Origin of the sequence: Paraburkholderia sp. GAS206C (assembly GCF_050435645.1) — a bacterium.
Taxonomy (GTDB): Bacteria; Pseudomonadota; Gammaproteobacteria; order Burkholderiales; family Burkholderiaceae; genus Paraburkholderia; species Paraburkholderia phenazinium_B.
The window spans coordinates 310,904-322,653 of record NZ_JBNDKR010000009.1; the positions used below are offsets into that span (position 1 = coordinate 310,904).

At 63.0% G+C, this 11,750-nt stretch carries 11 protein-coding genes; 8 read left to right on the forward strand and 3 right to left on the reverse strand.

Going from position 1 to position 11,750, the window contains the following annotated elements; translation table 11 throughout:
• The first annotated feature begins 29 nt into the window (after positions 1–29).
• The 8 genes from P3T20_RS26050 to P3T20_RS26085 all read left to right on the forward strand — a co-directional run bounded on the left by P3T20_RS26050 (position 30) and on the right by P3T20_RS26085 (position 8,948).
• Positions 30–1,445: a circularly permuted type 2 ATP-grasp protein gene (locus P3T20_RS26050; RefSeq protein ID WP_429288251.1), complete on the forward strand. Its 1,416-nt coding sequence runs from the start codon at positions 30–32 to the stop codon at positions 1,443–1,445.
• Between the two features lie 104 nt (positions 1,446–1,549).
• Positions 1,550–2,491 (forward strand): alpha-E domain-containing protein, encoded by a 942-nt coding sequence (locus tag P3T20_RS26055; protein WP_074264002.1) that lies wholly within the window; start codon positions 1,550–1,552, stop codon positions 2,489–2,491.
• Between the two features lie 8 nt (positions 2,492–2,499).
• Positions 2,500–3,330 carry a transglutaminase family protein gene (locus tag P3T20_RS26060; protein ID WP_074264003.1) on the forward strand — a complete coding sequence of 277 codons (831 nt, stop codon included), beginning with the start codon at positions 2,500–2,502 and terminating at the stop codon, positions 3,328–3,330.
• A 152-nt stretch (positions 3,331–3,482) separates the two neighbouring features.
• Complete coding sequence (locus tag P3T20_RS26065) at positions 3,483–4,940, forward strand: mechanosensitive ion channel domain-containing protein (protein ID WP_429288252.1); 1,458 nt, start codon at positions 3,483–3,485, stop codon at positions 4,938–4,940.
• Between the two features lie 158 nt (positions 4,941–5,098).
• Positions 5,099–6,820 carry a ubiquinone-dependent pyruvate dehydrogenase gene (gene poxB, locus P3T20_RS26070; protein ID WP_429288253.1) on the forward strand — a complete coding sequence of 574 codons (1,722 nt, stop codon included), beginning with the start codon at positions 5,099–5,101 and terminating at the stop codon, positions 6,818–6,820.
• A gap of 235 nt (positions 6,821–7,055) precedes the next feature.
• On the forward strand, positions 7,056–7,877 hold the full coding sequence (locus P3T20_RS26075) for an alpha/beta fold hydrolase (protein ID WP_429288254.1): 822 nt from the start codon (positions 7,056–7,058) through the stop codon (positions 7,875–7,877).
• Positions 7,878–8,003: 126 nt separating this feature from the next.
• Positions 8,004–8,432, forward strand: coding sequence for a DUF3331 domain-containing protein (locus P3T20_RS26080; RefSeq protein WP_429288255.1), 429 nt, complete (start codon positions 8,004–8,006; stop codon positions 8,430–8,432).
• Positions 8,433–8,501: 69 nt separating this feature from the next.
• Entirely contained in the window at positions 8,502–8,948 is a 447-nt protein-coding gene (locus P3T20_RS26085) for a PRC-barrel domain-containing protein (protein ID WP_429288256.1), read from the forward strand.
• Between the two features lie 61 nt (positions 8,949–9,009).
• On the opposite strand, the gene P3T20_RS26090 is transcribed toward P3T20_RS26085, so the two are convergent.
• Genes P3T20_RS26090 through P3T20_RS26100 form a run of 3 tightly spaced genes read right to left on the reverse strand, consistent with a single transcriptional unit; the run spans position 9,010 to position 11,728 of the window.
• Positions 9,010–10,485 carry an efflux transporter outer membrane subunit gene (locus tag P3T20_RS26090; RefSeq protein WP_429288257.1) on the reverse strand — a complete coding sequence of 492 codons (1,476 nt, stop codon included), beginning with the start codon at positions 10,483–10,485 and terminating at the stop codon, positions 9,010–9,012.
• Positions 10,482–11,522: an efflux RND transporter periplasmic adaptor subunit gene (locus tag P3T20_RS26095; RefSeq protein ID WP_429288258.1), complete on the reverse strand. Its 1,041-nt coding sequence runs from the start codon at positions 11,520–11,522 to the stop codon at positions 10,482–10,484. Before P3T20_RS26095 ends, P3T20_RS26090 begins: the two co-directional genes overlap by 4 nt.
• Positions 11,519–11,728 (reverse strand): DUF1656 domain-containing protein, encoded by a 210-nt coding sequence (locus tag P3T20_RS26100; RefSeq protein ID WP_074264010.1) that lies wholly within the window; start codon positions 11,726–11,728, stop codon positions 11,519–11,521. Before P3T20_RS26100 ends, P3T20_RS26095 begins: the two co-directional genes overlap by 4 nt.
• Positions 11,729–11,750 lie beyond the last annotated feature (22 nt).

The following is an 11,750-nucleotide window of genomic DNA, read 5'->3' on the forward strand; positions in this document are numbered from 1 at the left end:
ACGACCTGCAATAACGACGGAGAACCGAAGTGACGCCATTCGACGAGATGCTGATCTCAGCTGACGGAGTACGCGCGCCGTATGCACGGCTCAAGCAATGGCTCGATGCCCAGAATCCCGCGAACCTCGCACAAAAGGCGCAAGACGCCGAAAGCGTGTTCCGCAGGACCGGCATTACGTTCGCCGTGTACGGCGAGGAAGAGGCGGCCGAGCGCCTGATTCCTTTCGACATCATTCCACGCATCATCTCCGGGCAGGAGTGGACGCGCCTGTCGCAAGGCATCGAGCAGCGCGTAATGGCGCTCAACGCATTCCTCGACGATATCTACCATCGTCAGGAGATCGTGCGGGCCGGCAAGATTCCCAAGGAGCTGATCTCGCAGAACGAGGCGTTCCTGCCGGAGATGATCGGCTTCCGTCCGCCGGGCAATGTTTATACGCACATCATCGGCGTCGATATCGTACGCACTGCCGAGAACCAGTTCTACGTGCTCGAGGACAATGCGCGCACCCCCTCGGGCGTGTCCTACATGCTGGAAAACCGCGAGACCATGATGCAGCTCTTCCCCGAGCTGTTTCAGCAGGTCAAGGTGCAACCGGTGGAGGCGTATCCGCAGTTGCTGCGCCAGTCGCTCGCGGCCGTCTGCCCGCCAGGCGGCAATCACGACAATCCAACCATCGCGGTGCTCACGCCCGGCATTCACAACTCCGCCTACTACGAGCATGCGTTCCTCGCGGATCAGATGGGCGTGCATCTGGTTGAAGGCAGCGATCTGCAGGTGGTGGACGGTCATGTGGCGATGCGTACGACTGAAGGCTTCCGCGCAATCGACGTGCTTTACCGGCGCCTGGATGACGCCTATCTCGACCCGATGACGTTCCGCGGCGATTCGGTGCTGGGTGTGGCCGGCATCATGGATGTCTATCGCGCGGGCAATATCACGATTGCCAATGCGCCGGGTACCGGCATTGCCGACGACAAGGCGATCTATTCGTATATGCCCGAGATCGTCGAGTTCTATACGGGCCGCCAGTCGATTCTCGAAAACGTGCCGACGTGGCGCTGCTCCGAGCCGAGCAGCCTCAAATACGTGCTGGACCATCTCCACGAACTGGTGGTGAAGGAAGTGCATGGCTCGGGCGGCTACGGCATGCTGGTGGGACCGGCGGCATCGAAGAAGGAGTGCGAGGACTTCGCGGCCAAGCTGCGCGCGCGGCCCAACAACTACATCGCGCAGCCGACGCTTGCGCTCTCCACCACGCCGATCCTGACCGACAAGGGACTCGCCCCGCGCCATGTGGATCTGCGGCCGTTCGTGCTCGTGTCGGACCGGATTCGCATCACACCGGGCGGCTTGACGCGCGTGGCGCTGAAAGAAGGTTCGCTGGTCGTGAATTCGAGCCAGGGCGGCGGCACCAAAGATACGTGGGTGCTGGCCGACTAAGGGCCGACTAAGGGCCGACCAGGGGCCGCGAGGCCGGCAGGAAGCACGCAAGGCATCAGGCAGGCAACAGGCAGCAACAAACAGAAACAGGATCGGGACAGCACATGCTTCTTGGACGCACAGCAAGCGGGCTCTACTGGATGCACCGCTATATCGAGCGCGCGGAAAACATCGCGCGGGTGGTCGATGCGGGACTGCGCATGTCGCTCACGCGTAGCACCGACGCGCCGGCCACGTGGTCGTCGGTGGTGGTCACCTCCGGCACGGAAGCGGGCTTTCGACAGAAGCACGACGTCTGCACGGCCGAGACGGTTTCCGATTACCTGCTGCGCGACATCGACAATCCGTCGAGCGTGCTGGCGAGTATCGAAGTGGCGCGTTCGAATGCGCGCATGGTGCGCACGGCGCTCACGCGCGAGACGTGGGAAAGCGTGAACGAAGCGTGGATGACGATCAGGCGCCTGCTGGCCGCGCCGGTTCCGTCCAGCGAATTGCCGGGCACGCTCGACCGCATCAAACGTCAGGCCGCGCTGATCCGTGGTTCTTTTCACGGCACCATGCTCAGAAACGAGATTTTCAATTTCGCGCGCATTGGTACTTTCATCGAGCGCGCCGACAACACTGCGCGCATCCTCGACGTCAAATATCATCTGCTGCTGCCCTCGGTGTCGTACGTCGGCTCGACGCTCGACAACTACCAGTGGGAGTCGATCCTGCGCTCGGTCGACGCGCACCGCTCGTACCGCTGGGTCTACGACGTGCAGTACAAGCCGGTCAACATCGCCGACTATCTGATTCTCAACGGCCGCATGCCGCGTTCGCTGAACTTCTGCTACCAGAACATCGTCGAGAACCTGCGATTCCTGGCGCAGGACTACGGTGCGACGCACAGTTGCCATTCGACCGCCGACAGGACTCTCGCCACGCTCAGGGACAACTCGGTCCAGCGGATTTTCTCGCGTGGCCTGCACGAGTTTCTCACCGGCTTTATCGCGCAGAACAACCGGCTCGGCTTTGAAATTGCCGAGACCTATAACTTCGATTGAGTACGGCCATGCGTATCGCCATTCGCCACACTTCTCACTACCAGTACGACCAACCGGTTCCTTATGCCTTGCAGCGGCTGCGGCTGCGTCCGCAGTCCGGCCCGGGGCAGAACGTGCTCGACTGGCGCGTGACGGTCGACGGCGTCGAACCGAACGTAAGCTGGACTGACGGTCTGGGCAATCGCGTCGATCTCGTGCGGCACGAGCGCAACAAGAGCGAGATCGTGATCGTCGCCGAAGGCACGGTCGAGACCCAGGACATGGCCGGCATCTACGGCTTCATCAACGAGATTGCGCCGCCCTGGATCTTCGAGCGCGAGACTCCGCTCACCCAGGCAGGCGAGCGCGTGCAGGCGCTCGCCGCTACCGTGCGCGCGGGCGACGGGCAACTGGACATGTTGCACAAGCTGACCAACGCCATCCACCAGCAGATTGCCTATGTGCCCGGCGCCACCGGGGTCGGCACCGATGCCGAGACGGCGTTGCGCGAAGGACACGGGGTTTGCCAGGACCATACGCATGTCTTTATCGCCGCGGCGCGCAGCCTCGGCGTGCCGGCCCGCTATATCTCGGGCTATCTGCTGATGGATGACCTGGAGCAGCACGGTGCCAGTCACGCGTGGGCCGAAGCGCATGTGGACGGTCTGGGATGGGTGGGGTTCGACGCGGCTAACGACAAATGCCCGGACGACCGCTACGTACGTATCGCGACCGGCCTCGATTACCGCGATGCGATGCCGGTGTCGGGCGTGCGGACGGGGCAGGGGGCGGAGTCGCTAACCGTCACGGTCACGGTATTGCCGGCGTCGGGCCAGAGTCAAAGTCAGAGTCAGGGCTGAGCGCATCAACGCGGGCCGCGTCTGGGCGGCCCCGTCAAGCCGACCTCATCAACACCAAACGAAGCAAAGATCGGCAATTCCCCGTACGCTTACGCCTGACGATTTCACACTGAGCCGTCATGCACCTGCCTACTGCATAGGGGAAGAGTGTCGTGAAAGATCCGCTCGTTATCGGTTTCGCGCTGCTGGCGGTGGACATTGCGCTCTGGCGCGCCGGCTTGCCGCGCCAGGGCACGCTGCGTCTCGTCTTACGCCTCGTGATCTTCGCCTTCTACAGTGCCGTGCTGTTCGGCTACGGCATGAATCCGCTATCGCCTGCACCGTGGCCGGAGTCGTGGCTGCGTCATCTGGGCGCGCAGATTCTGGAGGTGCTCTGGTGGCTCAATGGCGCGCGCCTGCTCACGCAGTCGCTCGACGCGGTGTTCGTCTCGCGTAGCTGGCACAAGGAACGGCTCTTCCAGGACGTACTGGGCGCGCTGGTGTTTCTCGCCGCCGCGGTCGCTTCACTCGCCTTTGTGCTGAACATTCCGGTGCGCGGCCTCGCGGCCACCTCGGGCGCGCTCGCGATCGTGGTGGGTCTCGCCATCCAGAGCACCTTGAGCGACGTGTTCGCCGGCATCGTGCTCAATACGACCGAGCCCTACCACATCGGCAACTGGGTGAGCGTCGACGGCGTGGAAGGCCAGGTCATGGAAATGAACTGGCGCGCCACGCACCTGCTGACGTCGCAGGGCAACATCGTGATCGTGCCGAACAGCGTGGCCGCCAAAGCCAAGATCGTCAACAACAGCCGGCCTTCGACGTTGCATGGCGTATCGATTACGCTGGAAATTTCTCCACAGGAGCGCCCTGCGCGGGTGCTCGGCGCGCTGGAGCAGGCTCTCGTGGGCATCGGCACGGTGCTGAAAACGCCTGCGCCGTACGCGCTGGTCAAGTCGGCCTCGGTCGATTCGATTCGCTATGAAGTGACGGCATACGTCGACGACATGGCGAAAAAATCCGCTGTCACAAACGAACTCTACGATCTTTGCTACCGGCATCTCGATGCAGCCGGCATCGAACTGCGGCCATTGGGCGTTCCTGCACCGCCGCAATCGGGTGTCGACCGGTTGCAGCGTCTGCTTGGACGCGTCGAACTGTTTCGCACGCTGCAGGTCGATGAACTGGCGGGGCTGTCGAGCAAGATGTCGCGTCACGAGTACCAGGCCGGCGAGCTGGTGGTCGGATCCGACGCGGTGACCGATTATCTGATGATTGTCGAATCGGGCGTCGTGTCGGTGGAAGTGACCACGCCTTCGGGCGTCGTCGAGCCGGTCCGTCTCGGCCCGGGCGACGCCGTCGGAGAGGCCGGCGTGCTGGCAGGACTGCCGGTGCGCGCCAAACTCATCGCCTTGACGCAGACTGTGATCTACCGTCTGAACAAAACGGATCTCACGCCCGTGTTGAAGCGCCGCCCTGATATCGGGCAGCAGATGTGTCAAGTGCTGTCACAGCGGGAAGACAAACTGCTTCAACTCGGCAGCCCGCCCGAAGCTCAGGTGGTGACCGAGCGTTCGCTATTCGACTGGTTGCGCGACGGCATGCGCAAGTTGCATGATCTGACGATCTAGGAACCCCGCAAGTACTCTGAAGGTAGCAAGGTGTGAAGTTCCCGGGCCGGGCGGCTTTGCTGTCGGCCCTTCCTTACCATCCACTAACAGGGCCGCCCACATCAGGCGCGCGGGTTGATTCGCACGGCTCGATCGACGCGGTCGTCAAGGAGTAGCTTATGGCCCGCCACACCATCGCCGACTATCTGGCGAAAACGCTCGCAGCCGCGGGCGTCGAGCGCATCTGGGGCGTGACTGGCGACAGTCTCAACGGACTGGCGTACAGCCTCGACCAGCTCGGCTCGATCCGCTGGATGCATACGCGTCACGAAGAAGTCGCTGCATTCGCAGCGGGCGCAGACGCCGCCTCGACCGGCAAGCTCGCTGTCTGCGCCGGTAGCTGCGGCCCCGGCAATCTGCATCTGATCAACGGGCTGTTCGATTGCCACCGCAATCATCAGCCGGTGCTGGCGATCGCCGCACATATTCCGTCGACGGAAATCGGCCTCGGCTACTTTCAGGAAACTCATCCGCAGGATCTGTTCAAGGAGTGCAGCCACTTCGTCGAACTGGTCTCCAACGCGTCGCAGTTTCCGCGCGTGCTGGAGCGAGCAATGCGCACCGCCATCGAGGAACGCGGCGTGGCCGTGATCGTGTTGCCCGGCGATATCGCGCTGAGCGAAGGGCCCGCCGAAACGCCGCGCTGGAGTACCAGCGAACCCTCCACCATCGTGCCCGCGCAAGCCGATCTCGAGCGGCTTGCGGGTATGCTCAACGGATGCGAAGCCGTGACGATCATGTGCGGCAGCGGCGTGGCGGGAGCGCATGACGAAGTGGTTGCGCTGGCCGACACGCTCGGCGCCCCGATTGTCCACGCGCTGCGCGGCAAGCCTTTTATCGAATACGACAATCCGTACGACGTCGGCATGACCGGCCTGATCGGCTTCAGCTCCGGCTATCACGCGATGATGTCGTGCGACACGCTGCTTCTGCTGGGCTGCGATTTCCCTTATCGGCCGTTCTATCCGCCCGAGGCCAAGGTCGTGCAGATCGACCACAAGGGCTCGCAACTGGGCAAGCGTGCGCCGCTCGCGCTCGGCCTCGTGGGTACCGTCAAGGAAACGGTGAGCGCGCTGTTGCCGAAGCTGCAGCGCAAGACGGACCGCAAGTTTATCGACAACGCGCGCAAGCACTATGTGTCGGCCCGCAAGGGGCTCGACGAACTGGCCACGCCGGCAGGTCCGGGCCGGCCGATTCATCCGCAGTATCTGGCCAGAATGATCGACCAGGTGGCGAGCGAGGATGCGATCTTCACCGCGGACGTCGGTACGCCGACGCTATGGGCAGCGCGCTATCTGACGATGAACGGCAAGCGGCAACTGCATGGCTCGTTCAACCATGGATCGATGGCCAACGCCATGCCGCAGGCGCTCGGTGCGCAGGCGGGCCATCCGCAGCGCCAGGTGGTGTCGCTGTCGGGCGATGGTGGTCTGTCGATGCTGCTCGGCGATCTGCTCACCGCGCGCCAGCTCGACCTGCCGATCAAGGTGGTGGTGTTCAACAACAGCCTGCTGGGCTTCGTTTCGATGGAGTTGAAGGCGGGCGGCTACCTCGATACCAATGTCGATCTCAGCAAGACCGACTTCGCTGCGATCGCTCAGGGCGCGGGTATTTTCAGCATTCGGGTGAACGAGTCGGAAGGCGTCGAGGCGGCCTTGCAAAAGGCGTTTGCGCATCCGGGACCGGCACTCGTCGACGTCGTCACGTCCAAACATGAGCTTGCCATGCCGCCCACCATCGAGCTGTCGCAGGCGAAGGGCTTCAGTCTGTATATGCTGCGCGCGATTCTGAGCGGACGCGGTGACGAGATCGTCGAACTGGCAAAAACCAACTTGCGTTAATACGACGGGGCGGGTGGTAGTACATCCGAACATTAATCCAGACGAAAGCGGACACCGGGTTGTCATGCTGGGAGTACAGCCTATACTGAACTTGCTGGCGCCTGACAAACCGGCGCAAGAATCGTAGCCGTTATCACGCTTTCCCTGCTTTCCGCGTTTTCCACCGTTGCCAATGCCACCGGCGCCGCCTTGAACGGCGGCGCCGGCCATCACCTCGCACACAGGAGTACGTTCCATGAATTACGTTACTACCAAGGATGGCGCAAAGATTTTCTACAAGGACTGGGGCACGGGGCAACCTGTCGTGTTCTCGCACGGCTGGCCGCTCAACGCGGATGCGTGGGATGTGCAGATGTTATTTCTGCAGCAAAAGGGCTACCGCGTGATTGCCCACGATCGCCGCGGCCACGGCCGTTCGAGCCAGACTGGCACCGGTAACGATATGGACACCTATGCGGACGATCTGGCCGCTGTGATCGACGAACTCGATCTGAAGGATGCGGTGCTTGTCGGCCACTCCACCGGCGGCGGAGAGATCTCGCACTATGTAGGCCGTCATGGCACGAAGCGTGTCAAGAAAATGGTCCTGATCAGCGCGGTCCCGCCGCTCATGCTCAAGACCGAAGCCAATCCGATTGGCCTGCCGAAGGAGGTCTTCGACGGTATCCGCGCCAGCACCGCCAGCAATCGCTCGCAGTTCTTCAAGGATCTGGCGATGCCTTTCTACGGCTATAACCGGCCGAATGCAAAGGTCGTGCAAGGCGTGATCGACGAATTCTGGCGCGAGGGGATGCTCGGTTCGGTGCTCGGCGAGTACGAGTGCATCAAGCAGTTCTCGGAAGTCGACTACACCGCCGATCTCCAGAAGATCGATGTGCCGACGCTGATCCTGCAAGGCGACGACGACCAGATCGTGCCGATCGATGCTTCGGGCCGCAAGTCCGTCGAGATCATCAGGAATGCCACGCTCAAGGTGTATCCGGGCGCATCGCATGGCATGTGCACGACCGAAGCCGACAAGGTGAACGCCGATCTGCTCGCGTTCCTCCAGTCGTAAACCGACATAAGCAAGTTCAACGCAGCATCGACCGTGCTGTGCCGTATTGTCCGCATTAGCGTCAAATGATCGGCGGCCGGAGGAGTCCGGCCCATTTCCCCTTGGTTAACTGAGAGGCATACCGACATGGAACAAGTTACCCCGTGGAGCCAGGTCGTCTCGCTTCTATCGCATGGCATCAATGATGAAATGTTCGCGGCGCAGCCCTGGCACGCAGGCTGCGGTTCACACCCGGCCAACGGTGTGGGCAAACCGCGCGGCGCGCAGCAGGGTGCACCGGCCGCCGACTGCGATAGCAAGATTACGTCGATCGAGCGTCAGGACGAGGGCCTCGCGCTGGTGTCCTGGTGCGATCCAACAATGTGCCATTACATCGATCAGGTCTGGAATCAGGTCGTGGCCCGCAGCTCCGGTTATTGCGCGTTGACAGGGCAACGGATCGAGCGGGGCGACACGGTCTTCAAGCCTCGCGCGCGCGGGCGCAACCGCCCGGCCAACTGCAACGAAATGGTGCTTGCCGCAGCACTCGCGCAGGACGACGGCACGCCGGCCTGACAAGGTGTGCCCTTTGGTTGTGTCCTCCAGTTGTGATGCTGTGACGTCCTTTTTCTATCAGGAAGAACGATGATGAAAAAATCGAAACTCGCGATGGCTCTCCTGCTTACTTCCACGCTGAGCGTGGCATGCCTTCAGGCGCATGCCCAGGTGGCGGGCTCACAAACGGTCGGCATCAGCGTATCGGAGTCGGAGTTGATCGTACGCGGATGGAGCGTGAAGAAGGCGATTCTCGGCAAGCCGGTAGTCAACGACAACGGCGAGCAGATCGGTGTGGTGCACGACATCATCATTGCGCCGGACAAGTCGGCCTCGTTTGCGATTATCGCGGCGCATCAGTTTGCCGGCGTCTCACAACACGATGTGGCGATTCCGATCGACCAGCTCGACTTCGTGAAGGGCAAGCTGACGCTGGCGGGCGGCACGCGTGAAGCGATCAAGGCGATGCCTGCGTTCCAGTACGCGCACGTCGCTTCGATGCCGGTGACACGTTCCGAGTATTCGGAGCACCACTGAGGCGGTGTATCGGTGAGGGGTGGACGGCCCGGGTGCTTCAGGCAGCCCGCGTGATCCAAGCTTATTTCGCGGGCGTCTGCTCTGGCTCCGACTCTGGCTCCCAGCCACCGCCCAGCGCGAGGAACAGATTGGCCTGATCGACCGCCACCTGTCCCTCCGCTGCTGCGACCTGGGCGCGGGTCGAGGTCAGCGTGCGGGTTGCATCGAGGTCCGAAATAAACGACTCGCGGCCGCCGACATACAGGCGATGCGTTTCACCCGCCGACTGCGTAGCCGACTTGAGCGCCGCCCGTAAAGCCTCGGCGCGCGTGTAGTCAGCCACGTAGGTGGCGAGACTCGTCTCCGTTTCACGCAGTGCATTGAGTACCACGCCGTCGAAATGCGCGAGCGCCGCTGTGCTGGCGTCCTCCGCTTCGCGCACGCGCCCACGCGCACCGTTGGTCGGGAAGGTCCAACTGATCAGGGGTCCAAATCTCCAGTAATCGGTTTGCGACGTCACGAGATCTTCAGCGAGGCCAACTGTTCCAGTCGAGGCGCCGAAACTCACGGTGGGATACAGCGCGCCGGTAGCGACGCCGATCCGCGCTGTCGACGCCGCAAGCTGGCGCTCGGCTTCGCGCACGTCTGGGCGGCGCTTGAGCAAAGCGGCGCCATCGCCGACCGGCAGCGCCTGCTTGATCTGCGGAACCTTGTTGCACGCGAGGACAGCAGGCGGCAGATCGGAGGGGGCGCGCGCGAGCAGCATCGCGAGCTGATATTGGGCGATTTTGCGCCGCGCGGTGTAGCGCGGAATATCCGCTGCCAGCGACTCGACCTGCGTCTGTCCGCTGGTCACGTCCGGCTGATTGCCGCGGCCGGCATCGCGCAGACGCCGCGAAACGTCCACGCGTTGCTTCTGCAGCGCCAGCGATTGCTGCGCGATAGCCAGCTCATCCGCCGCCGAGCAGTTCTCGATGTAGGCGCGCACCACTTCGGCCACCACGGTGATACGCGCGAGATCGCCGGCTGCCCGGGTCGCTTCGCTCTCGGCATTCGCTGCTTCCACGCCGCGGCGCAGTTTGCCGAACAGATCGAATTCATACGAGACACGAATGCCTAAGTCGCCTTCGTTCGAGACCGGGATCTTGCCGAAGATCAGGTATTGCTGTCCGGACTCCTGCGCCCGTGCGAATGCGGCCTCCGCGCCGCCGGAGAAACCGCCTTGCGCCTCGGCAACGCCGAGCGCTTCCTGCGAACGCGCGAGATTCGCGGCGGCGACGCGCAGGTCGGTGTTCGATTTCAGCGCGTCGCTCACGAGCTGTTCGAGAACCGGGTCGTCGTACAGATGCCACCAGTCGGACGGCACCGGTTGTTGCGAAACGTGCTGACCGTCGACGTCGGGTAACGCCGCGTCGGCGAACGGCGCGTTGATGACCGCAGCCTTTGGCAACGAATAGTTTGGACCGACGGTGCATGCGCACAAGGCCAATGCGAACAACGGCGCAAGTGCCGCCAGCGGTGCCAGCGGCAGAGCGGGTAGGGTGCGCAACGGCTTCATCGCGCGGCGCTCGCGGCGGATTGCGCGGCCGCCGCCGAGGCGGGCGGAACTGCAGCGGGCTGCGCCGGAGACGGCGGTGTCGAAGCCAGTTGTGATGCGGCTGGCTGTGATGCGGCCGGCACACCCGAAGCAGTCCTATGGTCCACCGCGCCCTGCGAACCGATGGACGGCGCGAGTCCGCGCACGGACACGGTCGCCGTGCGTCCGGCGATCATGCGGAAGTCTTTCGGCACATCGTCGAGCGCGACGCGCACGGGGATGCGTTGCGCGAGGCGCACCCAGCTAAAGGCCGGGTTCACGTTCGGCAGCAGGTTTGCTCCTTCGCCGCGGTCGCGGTCTTCGATCGCGGACACGATGCTCGCCACGTGCCCACGCAGCACACCCGGCTCGCCCATGATCTTGATATCGACGGCCTGGCCGATATCGATGCCGCTCAGCTTGGTCTCCTCGAAGTAACCGTCCACGCGGAACGAATGCATGTCCACGACCGACAGCACCGCCCGGCCTGACGACGCGAATTCGCCGGTGCGCGGCGCGCGGTCGTTCAGATAGCCGTCCACCGGACTGACGATGTGAGTGCGTTGCAGATTCAGACGCGCGGTATCGACGGCGACCAGCGCATCGTTGAGCGCCGCCTCGTCCGTTTCGACGCGCGAGCGGCTTTCTTCCGCTACTTCGCGCGCGACGAGGTCACCCAGCTGACGGTTGCGCACGTCTTCGCGACGGGCCTGATCGAGCGTCGCGCGCCGCTGTTGCGCCGTGGCCAGTGCCTGCTGCAGCGCGAGCGTGTAACGCGCCTGATCGATCACGAACAGCGTTTGCCCCTGCCTGACCTGCTGATTGTCGACGACGTCGACCTCGGTGATCAGACCGGACACGTCGGGCGCCACCTGGATGATGTCGGCACGGATGCGGCCGTCGCGTGTCCATGGCGAGAACATGTAGTAGTTGATCATCTTCCACAGCACGAGGCCCGCGATCACGACGACGATCAGGGTCAGCAGGATCTGACCGATGGAGAACCATGTTTTTTTCACGTTATGAACCGGTGCGAAACGAGGACGACAAGACCCAGCAGCAGCACATAGATGCCGAGATCGAAAATGGAACGGTGCCACACAAGACGATAAAAGCCGGTACGCTCGAGCACCGTGCGAATCGCGAGGCCGAGCACATAGGCGACGAACATCAGCACCAGCACGGCCGGCACGAACACGCCGAAGACATCGACTTCGCCGATCATGGTTCGTAATCCTGAAGTGAGG

Coding starts and splice junctions, on each gene's coding strand:
- P3T20_RS26055 (WP_074264002.1), top strand. CDS start 1,550: ATGCTTCTTGGACGCACAGCAAGCGGGCTCTACTGGATGCACCGCTAT.
- P3T20_RS26060 (WP_074264003.1), top strand. CDS start 2,500: ATGCGTATCGCCATTCGCCACACTTCTCACTACCAGTACGACCAACCG.
- poxB (WP_429288253.1), top strand. CDS start 5,099: ATGGCCCGCCACACCATCGCCGACTATCTGGCGAAAACGCTCGCAGCC.
- P3T20_RS26075 (WP_429288254.1), top strand. CDS start 7,056: ATGAATTACGTTACTACCAAGGATGGCGCAAAGATTTTCTACAAGGAC.
- P3T20_RS26080 (WP_429288255.1), top strand. CDS start 8,004: ATGGAACAAGTTACCCCGTGGAGCCAGGTCGTCTCGCTTCTATCGCAT.
- P3T20_RS26085 (WP_429288256.1), top strand. CDS start 8,502: ATGATGAAAAAATCGAAACTCGCGATGGCTCTCCTGCTTACTTCCACG.
- P3T20_RS26090 (WP_429288257.1), bottom strand. CDS start 10,485: ATGAAGCCGTTGCGCACCCTACCCGCTCTGCCGCTGGCACCGCTGGCG.
- P3T20_RS26100 (WP_074264010.1), bottom strand. CDS start 11,728: ATGATCGGCGAAGTCGATGTCTTCGGCGTGTTCGTGCCGGCCGTGCTG.